Here is a 19084-nt window from a genome sequence, read left to right on the forward strand (position 1 = left end):
TCGCGATGCATCCCAATGATGATGACCGCACCCAGTTCATGCCGCGCCCGGGTGGCCGTGCGCCGGAACCTGTGCGTGCAGAGCCGGCGCCGCTGTCGATGCCGGCGGCACCGATCCTGACCGGCAAAAGCCAGGGGCTTAACCCGCTGGAAAGCGCCGCCGGCCCGCTATTGGCGTTGCTGACACGCCTGCGCAACACCATTGCCCACCCCGCACCGGCCAGCTTGCGTGCGCAACTGCTGGCCTACCTGCGCCAGTTCGAAGAACGTGCGGAAGCGGCCGGTGTGGCACGCAATGAAGTGCTGCTGGCGCGGTATGCGCTCTGCACCGCTCTCGATGAAGCGGTGTTGAGCACGCCGTGGGGCAGCACCAGCGACTGGGGCAAGCAGAGCCTGTTGATCACCGTGCATAACGAAGCCTGGGGCGGCGAAAAAGTCTTCCAGTTGCTCGACCACTGCCTGCAAAGCCCGCGCGAGCGCCTGTACCTGCTGGAATTGTTGTACCTGTGCATGTGCCTCGGGTTCGAGGGCCGCTACCGCGTGATCAACGACGGTCGCAGCCAGTTGGAAGCCCTGCGTGAGCGCACCGCTGCGGCGATTCGCAGTGCCCGTGGCGACCACGAGCGCGAGTTATCGCCGCACTGGCGCGGCGTCAGCGTCGCGCGGGATCGCCTGGCGCAGTTCATGCCGCCATGGATCGCGGTGGCTATCGGCCTGGCGCTGCTGCTGGCGTTGCTGTTCGGCTTGCGCATGAAGCTGGCATCGGACGCCGAGCCGGTGTTCAAGAACATTCATGCCTTGGGCGAGATCCCGGTGCAGGCCATCGACCGTCCGGTGGCGCAGCCCAAAGTCATCGAGCGGCCACGCCTGGCCGGCTTCCTGGCGGAGGACATCAAGGCGGGTCGTGTGGCAGTAGAAGATCAGGTCGACCGTTCAGTCGTGACCATTCGTGGCGACGAACTCTTTGCGTCCGCCAGCTCCAGCATCGTCGATGACTACCAGCCGCTGATGCTGCGCATCGCCGACGCCATTCGCAAGGTCAAGGGCCAGGTGCGTGTCACCGGGCACAGCGACAACCGCCCGATTGCCACGCTGCGCTTCCCGTCCAACTGGGCGCTGTCCGAAGCGCGGGCCAAGTCGGTGCTGGACATCCTGGCAGCCAAGACCGGCCAAGGCGACCGCTTCAGCGCCGAAGGCCGCAGCGACACCGAGCCGGTGGCCACCAACGCCACCGCCGAAGGCCGTGCCCGCAATCGCCGGGTTGAAATCACCGTATTGGCGGAGGGCGTCGAGTGAAGGCGTTTTTCAGTTTCATGATTCGCTGGGTGATCCCCGTACTGGGCCTGATCGCCCTGAGCCTGATCATCTGGTTTGTGGGGCCGTTGCTCGATGGGCTGGTTCCGGAAGGGCGGCGCTGGGCGCTGATCGTGCTGATCTTTGCGGTGTGGATTGCCTATCGGGTGTTCCGCATCATCCAGGCGCGCCGTCAGGCGGCCGAAGTGATGCGCAGCCTGGCGGCGGAAACCCCGGCCGACCCCAACAGCGTGGCCACCGCCGAAGAATTGTCGAGCTTGCGCCAGCGCATGGACGAAGCCTTGGCCCTGTTGAAAAAGGCCAAGCTAGGTGGTGACGAACGCCGCAATCTCTATGAGCTGCCGTGGTACGTGATCATCGGCCCGCCAGGCTCGGGCAAGACCACTGCGCTGGTCAATTCCGGGCTGCATTTCCCGCTGGCCGCGCAACTGGGCGCCGGTGCGGTGCGTGGTGTCGGCGGCACGCGCAATTGCGACTGGTGGTTTACCGACCAGGCGGTATTGCTCGACACCGCAGGCCGCTATACCACCCAGGACAGCAATTCCACGGTGGATAAAGCCGCCTGGCTGGGCTTTCTCGACCTGCTGAAAAAGCAGCGCTCGCGTCGCCCGATCGATGGTGCCTTTATCGCGATCAGCCTGTCTGACCTGCTGCTGGGCACCGACGCCGAACGCGCCGCCCATGCGGCGGCGATCCGCCTGCGTATCCAGGAGCTGTACACCCAATTGGGCGTGCGTTTCCCGATCTACCTGATGCTGACCAAGCTCGACCTGGTGCCGGGCTTCATGGAGTTCTTCGACAACCTGAGCAAGGAAGAACGCGCCCAGGTATGGGGCATGACCTTTGCCCTGGATGACGGCAAGAACAGCGACAGCCCGCTGGCCCACCTGCAAAGCGAATTCGCCGGCCTGGAGCAGCGCCTCAACGAACGCCTGGTGGAACGCCTGCAACAGGAGCGCGACCCGGCGCGGCGCGACCTGATCTACGGTTTCCCGCAACAGTTCGGCGCCCTGAAGGATTGCCTGCAAAGCTTCCTCGAAGGTGTATTCAAGCCCAACGCCTTTGAAGAACGCGTGTTGCTGCGCGGGGTGTACTTCACCAGCGGTACCCAGGAAGGCAGCCCGATTGACCGCCTGATTGGCGCCATGGCCCAGAGCATGAATCTGGACCGCCAGCACCTGGCGCGCCAGAGCGGTACCGGGCGCAGTTACTTCATCGAAAAACTCTTCACCGCCGTGGCTTTTGCCGAACGTGGACTGGTGGGTGTGAACCCGAAAGTTGAGCGCCGGCGCAAGTGGATCGCACGCGGTGTGCTCGCGGCCACCGTGGCCTTGGTGATCGTGGTCAGCAGCTTGTGGTGGGTGAGTTATCGCGCCAACCAGGCGTATATCGCCCAGGTCGACCAGAAGGTCGCGCCCCTGGGCCAGACCGTCCAGAACCTCAGCCCGGCGCAGCGCGAAGTGCTGGCCGTGCTACCGCTGCTCAATGCGGTGAAGAACCTGGCAGGCGATTCGCCCAGCTGGTCCGAGGGCCTTGGGTTGTATCAAGGCGACATGCTGGAAGCCGAGTCCGCCAGCGTCTACCGCAAGCTGTTGATCGCGGTCTTCGCGCCACGCCTGGTGACGCGTATCGAAGAGCAACTGCATGGCGGCGGCAATTCCGACTTCCTTTACGAGGGCCTCAAGGCCTACCTGATGCTCGCCGACACCGAGCATTACGACCCGGACTTCATCAAGGCCTGGATCGCCCTCGATTGGGACCGCAACCTGCCCCGTGACCTGCCCGCCGATCAGCGCCAGGCGCTGGCCGGGCACCTGCAGGCGTTGTTCGAACGGCACCCGCCGAGCGCACGCCTCGATCCGCGTTTGATCGACGACCTGCGTCGCCAGTTGCAACAACTGCCGGTGGCCCAGCGTGTCTACGACCGGGTCAAGCGTCAGAAATTGCCTGAAGGCATCCCGGACTTCCGCATCAACGAAGCCGCCGGCCGTGATGCTGCGCTGGTGTTCAGCCGCAAAAGTGGCAAGCCGCTGGGTGAGCCGCTGAGTGGTTTCTTTACCGCCAAGGGCTATCGCCAGGCGTTCCTGCTGAGCAGCCTGAACCAGACCGGTACCCTGGCCGAAGAGCAATGGGTACTGGGCCGTGAGCAGGCCGACCAGCAGAACGTGGTCAGCCTGGCCGCCGATGTGCGTCGCCTGTACTTCCAGGACTACCAGCGCCAGTGGGATGCGTTGCTCGCCGACATCGACTTTGTACCGATCACCAGCGTGGCCCAGGCAGCCGATGTGCTGCGGGTGATTTCCGGACCCACCTCGCCGCTGAAAAAACTGCTGGTGGCGGTGGCCAAGGAAACCGACCTGCAAGCGGAAGAGCGCCAATTGGCCGCCAAGGGTGTACCGGTGGAAGGTGGGGTGGACAAGCTCAAGGAGCGCCTGGGCAGCCTGCTCGGCCAGGAGCAACCGACCGCGAATGCGCCGGCCGCCGCGGATGACCCGGTGACCGCACACTTCGCCGAACTCAACAGCATCGTCAGCAAGAACGAAGGCGAACCGGCTGCCATCGACGGCCTGTTGTCGGACATGAATGCGCTATATGTGCAGGTCAGCGCCATGGTCGGTGCCAGCGGCGACGCCTTGCTGGGTGAGGCGAAGAACCAGGCGGCGGCTGCGGCCACGCGGGTCAGCCTGAATGCCGAGCGCCAGCCACCTTTGGTGCAAGGCATGGTCAAGTCGGTGGTCAACTCCACCACCAACAGCATGATGGGCGGTGTGCGTAACCAACTGAACGCGGCCTGGGTCAGCGAAGTGGTCAACGTGTATCGTCAGTCCCTGGCAGGGCGCTACCCGATGTCGCCGGGCAGTACGCGTGACGCCACCCTGGATGACTTCGGGCAGTTCTTTGGCGTGGGCGGGGTGATGGACAATTACTTCCGCAAGTACCTGCAGCCGTACGTGGACACCTCGGCGCAGACCTGGCGCTGGCAGCCGGGCGCGGCGCAGAAGCTCGGGATTGCACCGGGCGTGCTGCAAACCTTCCAGCGTGCCGCGACGATCCGCGATGCGTTCTTCCGCTCCGGGGGTACCCAACCCATCGTGCGCTTCGAACTCAAGCCAGTGTCGATGGACCCGAGCATTACCCAGTTCCTGCTTGACCTTGACGGCCAGCAACTGAGCTACGACCACGGCCCGAGCCGCCCGGTGGCGATGCAATGGCCAAACCCCGGCAGCATTGGTGTGGTGCGAATTTCCATCATGCCGCCGTCGGCCAGTGGCCGCTCCGGTGTGACCCTGGATGGCCCGTGGGCTTGGTTCCGCCTGTTGGAGCAGTCGGACCTTACCGCCGGCAACTCGCCTGATCGCTTTAACCTGCGCCTGCGTGTGGATGGGGCGAGCATCGCCTACGAGTTGCGCGCCAACAGCGCCTTCAATCCGTTCAAGAGTCGCGTGCTCAGCGGCTTCAGCCTGCCGGAGCGGTTATGACGACGCTGGGTTTCTACGGCAAGTTGGCCAGTCGTGGGGACTTTGTCAGCCGCGCCTTGCCCCAGAGCTTTATTGGCCCATGGGACAGCTGGTTGGCGGCGGGTTTGCTCGCCAGCCAGCAGAGCCTGGGCGCCGAGTGGCTCAACGTGTACCTGGTCAGCCCGCTGTGGCGCTTTGTGTTGGCGCCGGGTGTGTGCGGACCGAACGCGGCGGCGGGCGTGGTGATGCCGAGCATCGATCGGGTGGGGCGGTATTTCCCGCTGGCGGTGGTGGCCTTGCTCGATCACGACACCAACCCGGCTTCTCTGGTGGGCGGTCCGGACACCTGGTTCGAACAGGCCGAAGAGCTGTTGCTCGGCACCCTCGATGCCGACGCTACCTTTGAACGCTTCAACGATGGCCTCGACAGCTTGGGCTTGCCGGCGATTGAGCCGCGAGCGGTCGACAGCCGTTTCGCCGGCCTGCAACGTGTGGCCGCCACCGAGCCCCACCAGCGCATGACCGCGCTCGCCGAACAGGCCTGCGACGGTGCCAGCCTGTGGTGGGGCCGTGGTTCGCAGACGATTTCCCCTGGTTTATTGCGGTGTCAGGGCCTGCCCGCCACCGGCGATTTTGCGCAGTTTTTGCTCGGACAAGAGGGTGTGATGTAGATGGGGGCGACGTATGTATCCGCGAGCAAAAGCCATGTGGGCATGGTCCGCCAGGTCAACGAAGACGCCTGCCTGGACCTGCCGGAAAACCGCCTGTGGGTGGTGGCCGACGGCATGGGCGGGCATGCGGCGGGGGATTACGTCAGCAGCCTGATCGTCGACAGCTTGCGCAGCGTGCCGCTGGGTCGGTCCCTCGAGGAATACTCGGCGGCCTTGCGCAATGACCTGCTCCGTATCAATGCCGCCGTGCGTGAAGAAACCGCCAACCGTGGTGTGACCATGATGGGCAGCACCGTGGTGGTGCTCGCCGCCCGCGGCTTGCGCGGTGTGTGCCTGTGGGCTGGTGACAGTCGCCTGTACCGCCTGCGCGACGGCGTGCTCGAAGGTATCTCCCGCGACCACAGCTACGTGCAGGACCTGCAAGACAGCGGCCTGCTCAGCGAAGCCGACGCGCGCGTGCACCCGCGCGCCAACATCGTCACCCGCGCCATTGGCGTAGAGGCCCAGTTGGAACTGGCGGTGGTCGACCTGTTGATCGCCCCGGGTGACAGCTACCTGCTGTGCAGCGATGGCCTGAACAAGACCGTCGAAGACCATGAGATCCGCGAAGTGCTCAGCCACGACGCGCCGGACGAAATCGTGCGCAGCCTGGTGCACCTGGGGCTTAACCGCGGCGCGCCGGACAACATCACCGCCATCGTCGTGAAGGTATCGGCATGAACATTGTGATTCCGGGCTACGACATCGAAGGCGAGATCGGCGAAGGCGCCATGGCCAGCGTGTACCTGGCGACCCAGCGCTCGCTGGAGCGCAAGGTGGCGTTGAAAGTGATGGCGGCGGCGCTGGCGGCCGACCCGAGTTTCTGCGAACGCTTCCTGCGCGAGGGCAAGACCCTGGCGCGCTTGTCGCACCCGCATACGGTGACCATCCATGACATCGGCAATGTCGGTGAGCTGTACTACATGGCCATGGAGTACCTGCCCAACGGCACGCTCAAGGAGCGCATCGCCGCGGGCCTGACGCCAGAGCAGGGCGTGACGTTGATTCGCCAGATTGCCTCGGCGCTGGGCTATGCGCATGCCCAGGGGTTGGTGCACCGCGACGTCAAGCCGGCGAACATCCTGTTCCGTGCTGACGGCACTGCGGTGTTGTCGGACTTCGGTATCGCCAAGTCCCTGGACGACCGTACCCAGTTCACCCAGGCCGGGTTTGCGGTGGGCACGCCGAGCTACATGAGCCCGGAGCAGGCACGGGGCCAGGAGATCGATGGCCGTGCCGACCTCTACGCGCTGGGCGTGGTGCTGTATGAAATCCTCGTCGGCAAGCTGCCGTATAACGGCACCGATGCGCTGTCCACGGCGCTGGCGCACCTGACCGAACCCTTGCCGGAGTTGCCGGTGCACCATGGCCGTTATCAGGGTGTGCTGCGCAAGCTGTTGGCCAAGGACCCGGCGGAGCGTTTCCCGGATGCGGCGGCGTTGCTGGCGGCACTGGACCAGCTGCCGGCGGACTCGCCAGAGGCCACGCTGGTGCGGCCGTTGCCGATCCCGCTGAGTTTTGATCTGGCGGGCATGACGCCCGTCACCATCGACATCCCGACCGACAAACCCCAGCCGCAACCGGTGCGCCAGCCGGTGGTGACACCGACCCAGCATAACGCCGTGTCCGAGCAGCGCCGTGGGCCGGTGTTGGCACTGGCCGCCGTGGCGGTGGCCGTGGCATTGGCCATTGGTGGCGGCAGCTACTGGTGGTTGAGCGGCCGTGATGAACCGGCCAAGCCGCCGGTTGCCGTCGTGCCGCAGGCCAAGCCGCCTGCGGCGGTAGCCGAAGTGCCACAGGCAACGCCACCTGTCGCGGTGGCTGAAGTGGATGGCGGCCAACGTCCGTTGTTGATGGCCGGCAAGAAGACCCTGTTCCAGCGCGTCCTCAGCAAGCCCGGCGCCAAACTGTCGAATGAGGCCGGCAGCGCGTCGGGCAAGGCCCTGCCGGCGTTCTCCGTGCTCTACGTGTATCAGCGCAAAGACGTCGACGGCAGCCCGTGGGTTCGTGTCGGCGCCGCCACCGATGGCCGCAGCGACGGTTGGTTGCCCGCCGCCCAGGTCAGCGACTGGAAGCAAAGCCTGGTGCTCAAGTTCACCGAGCGCTCCGGCCGGGCGCCGGTGATGTTCCTGCGCCAATCCGCCGAAGTGGAAAAGCTGCTGGCTGATCCTGCCGCGGCCAAAGGCGTGTTGGCCAAGGCGCAGAAAAACAGCGAAGACAACGGCCAGGTCCTGGCCTTGGAGCCGGCTGCCAGTGCGGTGCCGCAGAACCAGTTCTACCTGTTGCCGATCTTCGACTCCAAAGAGAGCTTCGACGAAAACGGCCAGCCGGTGCAGTTGCTGAATGTCGCGTCCATCGACCCTGGCAGCAGCGCGGCCGCCAAGCCTGCAACGCCGGTGATGAGCGCCAATGCCGACGCCTTCCGCACCGCCGTGGTGCTGGTGGTCGATACCACCGTTTCCATGCAGCCCTATATCGACCAGGTTCGCGACGTGGTGCACGAACTGCAAACCCGCATTGCCGAGCGTGGCGAACTGGACAGTGTCAGCTTCGGCCTGGTCGGTTTTCGCAACAGCATCAAGAAAACCCCGGGCCTGGAATACGTGGCCAAGACCTTGATCAGCCTTGACCAGGGCCGCGACCCGCAACGCTTTCTCGACATGGCGCGCCAGGTCAAGGCGTCCACGGTGTCCAGCCATTCCTTCAACGAAGATGCGTTTGCCGGGGTGATGCAGGCCGTGGAAGGCATGGACTGGTCCGGCTATGGCGGGCGGATCATCCTGCTGGTCACCGACGCTGGCGCCCTGCGCAAGAACGACCCGTTCGCCGCCACTCAGATGAACGAAGCCGAAGTGCGCCAGGCCGCGCTGGGCAAGCAGATCAAGATCTACGCCCTGCACCTGCGCACCGACGCTGGCAAGAAAACCCACGCCGGCGCCGAGAGCCAATACCGTGTCCTCACCGCCGACGCCAACCCACAGATCGGCGACCTGTACACGCCGGTACCGGGGGGGGATGTGCGCAAGTTGGGTGAGCGGGTCGATGAGATCGGCACGGTGTTCGCCAACCTAGTGCACCAAGTGCGCAGCAACACGCCGCAGCCGGTGCCGTTGCTGAGTGGCGCGCCGAGCCTGGCGGATAAATCCGCGGCGGTCGGCTATGCCATGCACATGGACTTCCTCGGCCGCAAAGCCGCGAGCCAGGCGCCGCAACTGGTCAGCGCCTGGACCGCCGACCGCGACCTGACCAACCCGGCACTGCCGGCGTTCCAGGTGTGTGTGATGTTGACCAAATTGCAGCTCAATGACCTGCAACAGTCGCTGAAACTGATCGTCGATGCCGCGCGCAAAACCCAGACTTCACCCAAGGATTTCTTCCAGGAAATCGCCAGCGCCTCAGCCTATATGAGCCGTGATCCGCAAGCCCTGCGCAAGGGCGGCAACCTGGCCGATGGCGGGATTCTCGGCGAGTACCTGGAAGGCCTGCCGTACCGCAGCAAGTCGCTGAATATGACCCAGGATTTGTGGTTGTCGTTGAGCGTGGCCGAGCAGGAAGACTTTATCGACGAGCTGGATTCGAAGATCCGCCTCTACGAAACCTTCCACAATGACGTGGCCAACTGGGTCCGTTTCGGCGATGCCGAGCCGGGTGATGCGTTGTACCGCGTACCCTTGTCGACGCTGCCGTAATGCTGAACCTGAGTGCGGTGCACAAGAGCCGGGGTGTCGGCAGCCAGCGTTACAGCTTGGTGATCCCGGCGCTGCACCTGCGTGCCGGGGAGCAGTTGGCGATTGTCGGGCCGAGCGGGTGCGGCAAGAGCACCTTGCTGGATCTGCTGGCGCTGGTATTGGCGCCTGATCAGGTGGGCCGGTTCGAATTCAATCAGCAGGACATTGGCGGGCTGTGGCGTGCCGATCAGCAATCCACCCTGGCCGCGCTGCGCAGCCAACACCTGGGCTATGTGCTGCAAACCGGCGGGCTGCTGGGCTTTCTGGATGTACGCAGCAATATCGCGCTGTCGCGGCAACTGCTGGGGTTGAAGGACGATGGCAGCGTGGCGCGCCTGGCTGAACAGCTGGAGATCAGCGACCAGTTGGCCAAGAAGCCGGCGGCCCTGTCAGTGGGCCAGCGCCAACGCGTGAGCTGCGCGCGCGCTTTGGCCCATGCGCCGCAGTTGGTGCTGGCTGATGAACCCACCGCGTCCCTTGACCCATTGAATGCCGAACGCGTCATGCAGGCGCTGCTGGCCCAGGCCCGCGAGCATCGCGCCGCCTGTGTGATCGCCACCCATGACGAACCCCTGGCCCGCGCCAGCGGCTTGCAGGTGCGGCGCATCAGCTGTCGCCGCGACGCCGACGGCGGCGTCACCGCGACCCTCGGGGAGGCGTGCTGATGCGTATCCCTCTGGTGGCGTCCCTGGCCTGGCAGGATTACCGCAACGATGCCTGGCTGTCGGCCTGCTCGGTGTTGGCGCTGGTGGCGGTGATCGCGCCGTTGCTGGTGTTATTCGGCCTGAAATTTGGACTGGTTAGCAGTTTGACCGAACGTTTGGAGACCGATCCGGCCACCCGTGAAATTATTCCGTTGGGCGGTGGTCGATTCAGCAGCGCATTTGTCGAACAGCTCGGCCAGCGCAGCGATGTGGCGTTCGCCTTACCACGCACGCGGCAGATTGCGGCGACGGCGCAGGTCGGCACGCTGACCTTGGAAATGCTGCCGACGGCTGCGAGCGACCCGTTGTTGAGCGGCCTGCCGATGCCCAAGGGCCTGGACCAGATCGTGCTGAGCCACACCGCTGCCGAGAAGCTCGCGGCACGGCCGGGGGATTGGTTGGAGACCAGTTTTGCGCGGCAAGTGGCGGGACGTGTAGAAGCCCAGCGCACACGCTTGCAGGTACTGGCGGTGCTGCCGCTGGAAGCCTTCGCGCGTGATGGGTTGTTTGCCGATTTGAGATTGCTGGAAGCGGCGGAAGATTACCGCGATGGCCGTGCGGTACCGGCGTTGGGTTGGGCCGGTGATGAGGTGGCTGTGAGCGAGCAGCGGGTATACCCGGCATTTCGCCTGTATGCGCGCAGCCTCACCGATGTGGAACCGCTGCGGGTGTATTTCGCCGCGCAGAATCTGTTGGTGTCGACCCAGGCGCAGACCATCGCCCAGGTGCAGTCGTTGAGCCGCAACCTGTCGATCGTGTTCTGGATCATCGCCGGGTTGGCCTTGGCGGGGGCGTTTGCGGCGATCTTCGCCGGGGCGCTGGCCGCCGTGGCGCGCAAGCGCCGGGAACTGTCGGTGTTGCGCCTGTTGGGTTTTTCCACCGGCGCACTGTTGCTGTTTGTGGTGGTGCAGGCGCTGTACAGCGCAGGGTTTGCCGCCTTGCTCAGTGCCGGGCTGTATGGCCTGGCCGAGACAGCGGTGAATAAGTTATTCGTGCAGGTGCCGGGCGAATACGCCAGCCACCTGCTGGCGCGTCACTACGGCCTGGCCCTGGTTGCAGTCCTCGGCGTCAGCGCCGTGGCGGCGGCCTGTGGCGGTTGGCGAGTGGCGCGTATCCAGGCTTCTGAAGGAATCAGAGATGTATAAGTTACTGGGCGCCTGTGTGGCGCTGACCTTGGCTTCGATGGCCTGGGCCGATGAAGCGAGTGACAAGCTCGACAACCCCAAGCCGTTGCCCGACGACGTCAGCCTGCCGTTGCCGTGCGAAGGCAATATGGTGTTCCGCTACGCCTACGTATTGGCCCAGGGCACCCTGGACGACCGCGAGATCAGCCTTGGTTACCCGTTTGCCGAAGGCGAGGCGGGCTATCAGCAGTCGTTTATCTCCGGCTATCGCCGCGACTTCATCAACGGCCAATTCACCCTCAAGGACTTGCCGAAAGACTGGAACAAAGTCATCGCACCGTTGATGCCCAAGACCGACGCCAAGACCCCGCTCAAGCCGATGCTGTACTTCATCGGCAAGTACGAAGTGACCGCGCGCCAATACGCCCAGGTGATGTCCCAGGCGCAGTCGCTGGCCAGTGGCGAGCCCGCGCCGGCCTGCGATGCGCCCACCGGCATTGCCGCGCGTTTGCCCAAGGTGAAACTGTCGCGCTTTGAGGCCGAGCGTTTCTCGGCGGTGTACAGCGCCTGGCTGATGAAATACCACCGCGACTTGCTGCCGGTCAGCGGGCGCGGTTCGTCGGCAGAAGAGGGCGGCCTGGGCTTTGTGCGCCTCCCTACTGAAGTGGAGTGGGAGTTTGCGGCCCGCGGTGGGCACGCGGTCAGCCGCCAGGACCTGGAAGGGCGCCTGTTCCCGCGCCGCGTCGAAGGCAGCGAGAGCGACGGCCCGCTCGGCGATTACGCGGTGTTCAACCAGGTCGCCGGTGGCACCGGCCAGGCCGCGCGCCTGATGCCCATCGGCACCAAATTGCCCAACCCGATCGGCATGTTCGACGTGATCGGTAACGCCGCGGAAATGGTCCAGGAATCTTTCCAACTGGTACACGCCGGACGCCGCCAGGGCACCTACGGCGGCTTTGTGGTCAAGGGCGGCAACTACCTGGAAGGCGAGGGCACGCTGTTTACCGGCATGCGCCGCGAATACCCGTTGTTCGCCGCCGACGGCACCGAGCAAAGCAATGAGACCACCGGTTTCCGCGTGGCGATTGGTGCGTTGTCGGCACCGCGCTCACGCTACAAGGAGTTGTTCGCCCAGTGGCAGAAAGAGGGCCGCCTGGCCTCGTTGACCGACGCCATTGACGATGCCCAGGACCCGACCAAGCGCCTGGACAGCATCATCGCCGCCAGCGTCGACCCCAAGTTGCAGGCCGAGCTTGGGCTGGTCAACGAAGAGCTCAAGCGCAATGTCTCGCTGATCGCCCAGCAACGCGAAGAGGCGGCGGGCAACCTGATTCAGTCGGCGGCATTGGTGGCCGAGACCATCAGCAACTACAACATCCGCCTGGCCAACCTGCAGAAGAGTCGCCAGCAGGCCCTGGACAATAAGGACGAGGCCAGCGCGGCGCTGTTTGCCACGGCCATCGACAACGGGCGCAGCGCCCTCGATGGCGCGGTGGCGATCTATATCGACAACCTGGCCACCGGCACGCGCTACACCGACGCGGTGATCCAGGCGCAGTTTCAACGCATCAAGGAAGAGTTGGATCGCAAGCCAGTGCTCGGCAAGAGCCTGGTGACGCGCGCGACACTGTTCGTCCGCCATGTCGGCAACTACCGCAAGCAACAGCGGGCCGACCCGGCGACGATCTTGAAGGAATTGCTCGCAGCGAGCGGTCAGCGATGATCGCTGGCTGTATGGCGAGCTTGGAAGGGACTCAGGCGGCAGTGGGCCGTGCTGGGCAAGTCAAACTTAGAAGAGAACACACCTATGCTTTTTTCCCGTAAGGCGGTTTCCAAGCGTCACTTGCTGCTGATCGCAGCCGGCTTCAGCACGGTGCTGACCGGTTGCGCCACGTCGCCGGCCTCCAAGGTCGCGTCGAGCACCAAGGTCGAGTACTACCCCAACTGCTACGAGCCGGTGCAGCACTTGCGCGCCACCGATTCGAACATGACCAAGTCGGTTGTCACCGGCGCGGCCATCGGTGCGGCGGGCGGTGCCTTGCTGGGCGTGCTGACCGGCGACAAGGAAAACCGTGGCCGTAACGCCGCCATCGGCGCAGCGGGCGGCGCCCTGGCCGGCGGCGCAGCGGGTTACTACACCGAGCGTCAGAAGCAGATCGCCGATGACAACCAGCGCATTGCCTCGTATGCGGCTGACGTGAACAAAAGTGCCTCTGACATCGACCGCAGCACCGCGTACGCCAGGGCGTCCCAGCAGTGCTACCAGAGCGCATTCACCAAGTTGGTGGCTGATCGTAAAGCCAAGACCGTCAACGATACCGAAGGCCGCAAGCGCCTGGCGGAAATCGTCTCGGGCCTGAAGGAATCCAATGACCTGATCGTTGCGGTCAACGGCAAAGCCGCCGAAGACCTGAACAACTACACCCAAGCCTACGAGAAAGACCTGCAGCAGGTTGGCGTACAGCGTGCCGACGTGGTCACCGTGGCCCAGGCCGATGCAACACCCGTGGTGACACCGGGCAACAAGAAGAAAGGTACAGGCACCAAACCGCCGAAAAAGCCGCCTCTTCCAACCGTGCCGACAGAAGCGGTGAACACCGAGAAAACCTTCCAGACCGCCCAGACCAAGCAAGATGAAAGCAAGAAGGTCGCCAGCGCCGGTAAAGCGCAGATCGAAGGCACTTGCCGCGATCCAAACCTGGCCGACTGGGCGCCGGTCCCTTGCCCTAACGTGTAAGGACGAGGGGTTGTTCTAAACCGTCAATGCCAGCCACTCATCTTCAATGGTGATCGGCTGGCATTGTTACACCGCGTTCTATTGAATGGAGTCTGGATACCCGTTCAATCGGTGTGCTATCAGCCTGTCTAGGCTTCGCTCAATCCCGTGATTTCAAAAGAGCCATCAGAAAATACGACATCGTCGTGGCCTGGGCCAGAGACGCTGAAGTTCAGAGTGCCAGTCAATTTTTTTAGATGTTCATCGTAGGTGAAGTTTACGGTTCCCGAGGTGGCGCGATAAAAGACCTTAGCAATCAAAGTGACGACAGCGGTGTCCCCATCCTCAGACGGGGAAATGGGAAGTGTTTTTTCACCCAGCTTTGATGTGGGAATGTGCAGCCACAAGTGTCTAGGCGCGTTTTTATCATCGTTATCATCGTTTGCCACGACTTGCAGAAAGCCAGGTTCAGTGAAGCTCATGTGCGGTCTGCTTGAGCTGAAGTCGGGCGTGGGCAAATTAAGCGTGCCCCTCAGATACCCTGTACTTTGTCGATGTGATGTTTCACTGCGGAAGGATACCTTGCCCTCAGTGAAGGTGGCTAAATCGCGGATTTCAGGGTTTAAACTTTTGGCGGTGCAGTAAAAGGTGCCGTCGATTTGCTGCTCAGACGCCGTCTCAGTCAAAGTAAATTCGCCTTCGATGTCCCGGTAGGAGTCCAACTGAACCGTCGTGGGTGGGTCATACGCCAGGCCGACAGTATTTCCCGGCTTGCCATCCAAGGGGTATGTGCCAGGTTCGGCGCCATTGGCAATTTTCAATTCAACGGTATAGATACGGAAAGGTGAAAATACCGCTTGGGAGGCTTTGATGACCACGTGATGGTCTTTCAAAGTTGCGCTGGTATACGTTGACACGAAAGGATGTATGGAGCCGCCCAGTTCAATATTGGCGCTCACTTGTCCAGCCAATGTGTTGTTAATGGTTTTCATGGCTTTAGTTCCATTAAATGATTTTTATCGAGCCTGGAAGTTTCGCGTCAAGGTTGGCGTCAGGGACTGGAAATAACTACTGTTAAAGTTGACAGTCAGTTAGACCTGTTTGGAATGGCGTTATTCCAAGTTGGTTCTTGCCTGCGCCGGTCTAATGGTGGTCTGTTTAAATATTGACCGTGCAGTCATGCGGTCTAAGTAAAACAATGAGGGTTTTCTAACTTGGGGGAATAGTGGCGTTCTACAGGGGAATCGTTAGACTGCGCGAGCCGTTAATTTTCCTGAGGCTGTGCCGTTATGAAATTTCGTCTTCTCCTGTGGGTGCTGGGCCTGATGATGGGCAAAGCCAGCCGCACCAACCCTGCGTTCCAGCAACAGCTGGGTGACAAAGACCTGGCGTTCCAGTTGCAGACCCTCGACGGCAAGGTTGCCCGTCATTTCATCGTCAAAGACCAGCGCATCACCAGCCGCTCGGGTGTCCACCCGGCGCCGGCGTTTGCCATCGCGTTCAAGGATGCGGCCTACGGCTTCGCCACCTTGCAGGCGAAGAACAAGCAATTGGCGTTCATGACGGGGATTCAGGACAAGTCGATCCAGATCAAGGGCAACCCGGCGTTGGTGATCTGGTTCCAGGGCTTGACCAAGTATTTGAAGCCGAAGAAAAAGAAGTAGATCGAGGTGGATTCATCGGGGGCAAGCCCCCTCCCACACTTGACTGTGTTCGCAGATCAAAATGTGGGAGGGGGCTTGCCCCCGATAGCGATCTGCCAAGCTACCGATTCAGCCCTGGCTGAACTGGGACGCCAATTCGCGCAACAGCACTTCGGCATCCAGCACTTTGCCCACCACTTCCTCGGCCTTGTCACGGCTCAAGCCCAGGCGCTCGAGCAGCACATCCGGGATCGTTTCATCCGGGCCGGAACCAATGCCACGGCTGCGCAACAGGCGCACGGCCAGGCATACCAGGTTCGGGTACTCGGCATACTGGCCGTCGTAGGTCGGGTCGTGCTGGAAGCGCAGGGCGGTGGACAGTTCGTCCGGCATGTCCCAGTAGCGCATCAGCCAGGCGCCGATCTGCTCGCGGCTGATGCCCAGCAGATGCTGCTCGACATAGCTGTGGCACAGGTGCGGGTTGACCTCCAGGTGCCGGCAGATCAGCGAGAAATGCGGCGGGAACACATGGGCCAGCAGCAGGTAGCCGAAGTTGTGCAGCAAGCCGGCCAGGTAGGTCAGGCCGGCTTCGGGGCGCTGGGCGCGTGGCATGGCACGGGTCAGGCCTTCGATCACGGCGGCGGTGTAGATCGATTGGTGCCAGTACGGCGTAGCCTGGTGCGGGTGGTCCTTGGGCAGGCTCAGGGTTTTGCCCAGGGCCAGGCCAAGCGCCAGGTTGATCACCAGGTCAAAGCCCAGCACCCGCACGATGGCGTCTTCCACCGAACGGATCTTGCCCGGCGAGGCGTAGTAGGGCGATGCGGCCCAGCTGACCACCTGGGCGGCCAGGGCCGGGTCGGTTTCCACCACGCCGGTGATATCGTCGATGGTCGCATTGGGGTCGACGCGCAGCTTGATGATCTTCTGCGCGGTGTCAGCCAGCGGCGGAATCTCGATGGTCGCTTCCAGGCGTTGCTGGATGCGGCGGGCTGTGAACGCCTGCATCGCTTGGGTGATTTCCTCGCGGTCATCATTGGGGCGGTCGAGGTTGGGGCGGATGTTGCTCAGCGGCTCACCGAACTGGCCGGCGCTGGCCTTGGTGAGCATGGTCTTGAAGGCTTCGCTGGAGATTTCCAGCAATACCCCGGCTTCGCCTGAATGCACCAGCAGGCTGGGTTCGTTGAGCAGGCTGCCTTCGTAGAGGCACGGTGAACTGGTCAGTGGTGGCAGGCCCGGCAACAGGCTCAGGTCGTGCTTGCCCAGCATGCGTTTGACGCGATCCGGTGATACCGCCGTGAGGCGACGCCCGGTGAGTTCGGTGAGGCGGTTGAGGTCGAGCAACTGGCTCTGTGGGAACAGCACCATCAGTGCGCCCACGGCATCTTCCAGCAACACCGCCTGGACCTTTTGCGCAGGATTCAGGCCCGGTTGTTCGGCGACTTCCGTGTAGCTGATGGCGAGTTTTGCAAGCAACGCCCGAATAACCGGCGGGGCGGTCAGTGGGGTTGTGGCGAGGGCAACTTCTGACATGGCCTGATCCAATTTCTTACAGTCAACGAAGTATAACCAGCTTGATACAACTGTAGGTCGGATAAGTGAGTCAGGCGTCACACTTGGCCGTATTGCTGCCCATGGCGAAGCCAGCGATCCAGCAGCGGGCTGACGTGATGCGGCCAGCGCTCCAGCAGCGCTTGCGCCGCATCGCGCACAGCGGGCAGCAGGTCGGCGTCGCGCATCAGGTCGGCGACCTTGAATTGCAGCAGGCCGGTCTGGCGGGTACCGAGCATCTCCCCAGGGCCGCGCAGTTCGAGGTCTTTCTCGGCAATGACAAAACCGTCGTTGGTTTCACGCATGATGCCCAGGCGCTGACGACCGATCTGCGACAGTGGCGGGTGGTAGAGCAGCACACAGTGGCTGGCGGCGCTGCCCCGGCCGACGCGGCCGCGCAACTGGTGCAGTTGCGCCAGGCCCAGGCGCTCGGGGTTTTCGATGATCATCAGGCTGGCGTTGGGCACGTCCACACCGACTTCGATGACCGTGGTGGCCACCAGCAGTTGCAGGTTGCCGGCCTTGAATTCGGCCATCACCGCAGCTTTCTCCGCCGGCTTCATGCGGCCGTGGATCAGCCCGACCTTGAGCTCGCCGAGGGCGCTGGTGAGGTCTTCGTATGTGGTCTCGGCGGCCTGGCAGGTCAGCTCTTCGGATTCTTCAATCAACGTGCACACCCAGTACGCCTGGCGCCCTTCGGCACAGGCGCCACGCACGCGCTCGATCACTTCCACGCGGCGGGTGTCGGTGACCAGCACGGTGTTGACCGGGGTTCGGCCGGGGGGCAGTTCGTCAAGGATCGAGGTGTCGAGGTCGGCGTAGGCACTCATGGCCAGGGTGCGCGGGATCGGCGTGGCGGTCATGATCAGTTGGTGCGGGCTCATGCGGCCGCCCACGCCTTTCTGACGCAGGGCCAGGCGTTGTTGCACGCCGAAACGGTGTTGTTCGTCGATGATCACCAGGGCCAGGTTCTTGAACGTCACTTCGTCCTGGAACAGCGCGTGGGTACCCACCACCATCGGTGCGCCGGCGGCGATCTGTTCGAGGGCGGCTGCGCGGTTCTTGCCCTTGAGCTTGCCCGCCAGCCATGCCACTTCCAGGCCCAGGGGTTCGAGCCAGCGCTTGAAGGTGATGAAGTGCTGCTCGGCGAGGATCTCGGTGGGCGCCATCAGCGCGACTTGGTACCCGGCTTCCAGGGCCTGCAAGGCGGCGAGGGCGGCAACCACGGTCTTGCCTGCGCCCACGTCGCCCTGGATCAGCCGCAGCATGGGCTCCTTCTGGCTCAAGTCGTAGGCGATTTCATTGCCCACGCGCTGCTGGGCGCCGGTCGGCGCAAAGCCGAGGTTGGCCAGGTACTGCGCAGGCAGGCGCGTGGCCTTGGGCATCGCTGGTGCGCGCAGGGAGCGCATGCTTTCGCGTAGGCGCTGTTGGGACAGTTGGTGGGTCAGCAGCTCTTCGAACGCCAGGCGATGCTGGGCCCAGTGATGACCCAGGGCCAATTCGTCGACATCGGCGTCGGCCGGTGGGTGGTGCAGGTAGCGAATCGCATCAGCCAGCGGCGCCAGCTGGTAGTCGCGCGCCAGCTCCTGGGGCAGCCAGTCGGGCAGGCTGGTGGGGCCGAGCATCGTCAGGGTCTGCATGCACAGTTGGCGCAGGCGCTGTTGGGTCAGGCCTTCGGTCAACGGGTAGATCGGTGTGAGCGTGGTGTCGACCGGCGGTGGCTCGTCGCCGGTAATGGCGCGGTATTCCGGATGATAGATTTCCAGGCCAGAAGCGCCGGGCCGCGCCTCGCCGTAGCAGCGCACGCGGGTGCCGCGCTTGAGGCCTTCCTTCTGCGCGTTGCTGAAATGGTAGAAGCGCAGGCTCAGGCCACCGGTGCCGTCCTGCAGGCGCACCACCAGGCTGCGGCGCTTGCCCATGACCACGTCGGCGCCGCTGACGGTGCCTTCGACCACTGCGTCCTGTCCAGGCCGCAAGTGGCCGATGGGCACTACGCGGGTGCGATCCTGATAGCGCAGGGGCAGGTGGAACAGCACGTCCTGGAGGTTCTCCAGGCCGACCTTGGCCAGCTTCTCGGCCATGGCTTCACCGACACCCTTGAGTGCCGTCACTGGCACCTGCGACAGCTCTGTCATACCGT

13 protein-coding genes are annotated in these 19084 nt (G+C 63.5%); 10 read left to right on the plus strand and 3 right to left on the minus strand.

What is annotated here, in order from left to right; all coding sequences use genetic code 11:
* The first annotated feature begins 5 nt into the window (after positions 1 to 5).
* From AC1Q6I_RS07235 to tagQ, 9 genes are all read left to right on the plus strand, one after another.
* The gene (locus AC1Q6I_RS07235; protein ID WP_024078126.1) at positions 6 to 1295 is read left to right on the plus strand and encodes a DotU family type VI secretion system protein; all 1290 of its coding nucleotides are present in this window, start codon (positions 6 to 8) and stop codon (positions 1293 to 1295) included.
* Positions 1292 to 4792 (plus strand): type VI secretion system membrane subunit TssM, encoded by a 3501-nt coding sequence (gene tssM, locus AC1Q6I_RS07240; RefSeq protein ID WP_024078125.1) that lies wholly within the window; start codon positions 1292 to 1294, stop codon positions 4790 to 4792. Before AC1Q6I_RS07235 ends, tssM begins: the two co-directional genes overlap by 4 nt.
* On the plus strand, positions 4789 to 5442 hold the full coding sequence (tagF, locus tag AC1Q6I_RS07245; RefSeq protein ID WP_024078124.1) for a type VI secretion system-associated protein TagF: 654 nt from the start codon (positions 4789 to 4791) through the stop codon (positions 5440 to 5442). The genes tssM and tagF overlap by 4 nt, the downstream gene beginning before the upstream one ends.
* A complete protein-coding gene (locus AC1Q6I_RS07250; RefSeq protein ID WP_024078123.1) occupies positions 5443 to 6162 on the plus strand; it encodes a PP2C family protein-serine/threonine phosphatase in 720 nt (239 codons plus the stop codon).
* A complete protein-coding gene (locus tag AC1Q6I_RS07255) occupies positions 6159 to 9170 on the plus strand; it encodes a serine/threonine-protein kinase (protein ID WP_102624897.1) in 3012 nt (1003 codons plus the stop codon). Before AC1Q6I_RS07250 ends, AC1Q6I_RS07255 begins: the two co-directional genes overlap by 4 nt.
* Positions 9170 to 9874 carry an ABC transporter ATP-binding protein gene (locus AC1Q6I_RS07260; RefSeq protein ID WP_069077355.1) on the plus strand — a complete coding sequence of 235 codons (705 nt, stop codon included), beginning with the start codon at positions 9170 to 9172 and terminating at the stop codon, positions 9872 to 9874. Before AC1Q6I_RS07255 ends, AC1Q6I_RS07260 begins: the two co-directional genes overlap by 1 nt.
* Positions 9874 to 11058 (plus strand): ABC transporter permease family protein, encoded by a 1185-nt coding sequence (locus AC1Q6I_RS07265; protein ID WP_024078120.1) that lies wholly within the window; start codon positions 9874 to 9876, stop codon positions 11056 to 11058. Before AC1Q6I_RS07260 ends, AC1Q6I_RS07265 begins: the two co-directional genes overlap by 1 nt.
* The gene (locus tag AC1Q6I_RS07270) at positions 11051 to 12760 is read left to right on the plus strand and encodes a formylglycine-generating enzyme family protein (protein ID WP_069077356.1); all 1710 of its coding nucleotides are present in this window, start codon (positions 11051 to 11053) and stop codon (positions 12758 to 12760) included. The genes AC1Q6I_RS07265 and AC1Q6I_RS07270 overlap by 8 nt, the downstream gene beginning before the upstream one ends.
* 84 nt (positions 12761 to 12844) lie before the next feature.
* Positions 12845 to 13774, plus strand: a complete 930-nt coding sequence (gene tagQ / locus AC1Q6I_RS07275; protein WP_102624896.1) for a type VI secretion system-associated lipoprotein TagQ — start codon at positions 12845 to 12847, stop codon at positions 13772 to 13774.
* A 128-nt stretch (positions 13775 to 13902) separates the two neighbouring features.
* Here the strand turns inward: tagQ and AC1Q6I_RS07280 are convergent, their stop codons facing one another.
* Positions 13903 to 14745, minus strand: a complete 843-nt coding sequence (locus AC1Q6I_RS07280; protein ID WP_102624895.1) for a DUF6252 domain-containing protein — start codon at positions 14743 to 14745, stop codon at positions 13903 to 13905.
* A 297-nt stretch (positions 14746 to 15042) separates the two neighbouring features.
* Between AC1Q6I_RS07280 and AC1Q6I_RS07285 the strand changes: the two genes are divergently transcribed.
* Entirely contained in the window at positions 15043 to 15417 is a 375-nt protein-coding gene (locus tag AC1Q6I_RS07285) for a helicase (RefSeq protein ID WP_069077358.1), read from the plus strand.
* 108 nt (positions 15418 to 15525) lie between these two features.
* Here the strand turns inward: AC1Q6I_RS07285 and AC1Q6I_RS07290 are convergent, their stop codons facing one another.
* Together AC1Q6I_RS07290 and recG are read right to left on the minus strand one after the other, a co-directional pair.
* Complete coding sequence (locus AC1Q6I_RS07290; RefSeq protein WP_069077262.1) at positions 15526 to 16926, minus strand: aminoacyl-tRNA deacylase and HDOD domain-containing protein; 1401 nt, start codon at positions 16924 to 16926, stop codon at positions 15526 to 15528.
* Between the two features lie 77 nt (positions 16927 to 17003).
* Positions 17004 to 19079, minus strand: coding sequence for an ATP-dependent DNA helicase RecG (recG, locus tag AC1Q6I_RS07295; protein ID WP_024078114.1), 2076 nt, complete (start codon positions 19077 to 19079; stop codon positions 17004 to 17006).
* Between the last annotated feature and the right edge of the window lie 5 nt (positions 19080 to 19084).

This window comes from Pseudomonas sp. MPR-R2A5 (assembly GCF_058793055.1).

Coding starts and splice junctions, on each gene's coding strand:
- AC1Q6I_RS07235 (WP_024078126.1), top strand. CDS start 6: ATGCATCCCAATGATGATGACCGCACCCAGTTCATGCCGCGCCCGGGT.
- tagF (WP_024078124.1), top strand. CDS start 4,789: ATGACGACGCTGGGTTTCTACGGCAAGTTGGCCAGTCGTGGGGACTTT.
- AC1Q6I_RS07250 (WP_024078123.1), top strand. CDS start 5,443: ATGGGGGCGACGTATGTATCCGCGAGCAAAAGCCATGTGGGCATGGTC.
- AC1Q6I_RS07255 (WP_102624897.1), top strand. CDS start 6,159: ATGAACATTGTGATTCCGGGCTACGACATCGAAGGCGAGATCGGCGAA.
- AC1Q6I_RS07260 (WP_069077355.1), top strand. CDS start 9,170: ATGCTGAACCTGAGTGCGGTGCACAAGAGCCGGGGTGTCGGCAGCCAG.
- AC1Q6I_RS07265 (WP_024078120.1), top strand. CDS start 9,874: ATGCGTATCCCTCTGGTGGCGTCCCTGGCCTGGCAGGATTACCGCAAC.
- AC1Q6I_RS07270 (WP_069077356.1), top strand. CDS start 11,051: ATGTATAAGTTACTGGGCGCCTGTGTGGCGCTGACCTTGGCTTCGATG.
- tagQ (WP_102624896.1), top strand. CDS start 12,845: ATGCTTTTTTCCCGTAAGGCGGTTTCCAAGCGTCACTTGCTGCTGATC.
- AC1Q6I_RS07280 (WP_102624895.1), bottom strand. CDS start 14,745: ATGAAAACCATTAACAACACATTGGCTGGACAAGTGAGCGCCAATATT.
- AC1Q6I_RS07285 (WP_069077358.1), top strand. CDS start 15,043: ATGAAATTTCGTCTTCTCCTGTGGGTGCTGGGCCTGATGATGGGCAAA.
- AC1Q6I_RS07290 (WP_069077262.1), bottom strand. CDS start 16,926: ATGTCAGAAGTTGCCCTCGCCACAACCCCACTGACCGCCCCGCCGGTT.
- recG (WP_024078114.1), bottom strand. CDS start 19,079: ATGACAGAGCTGTCGCAGGTGCCAGTGACGGCACTCAAGGGTGTCGGT.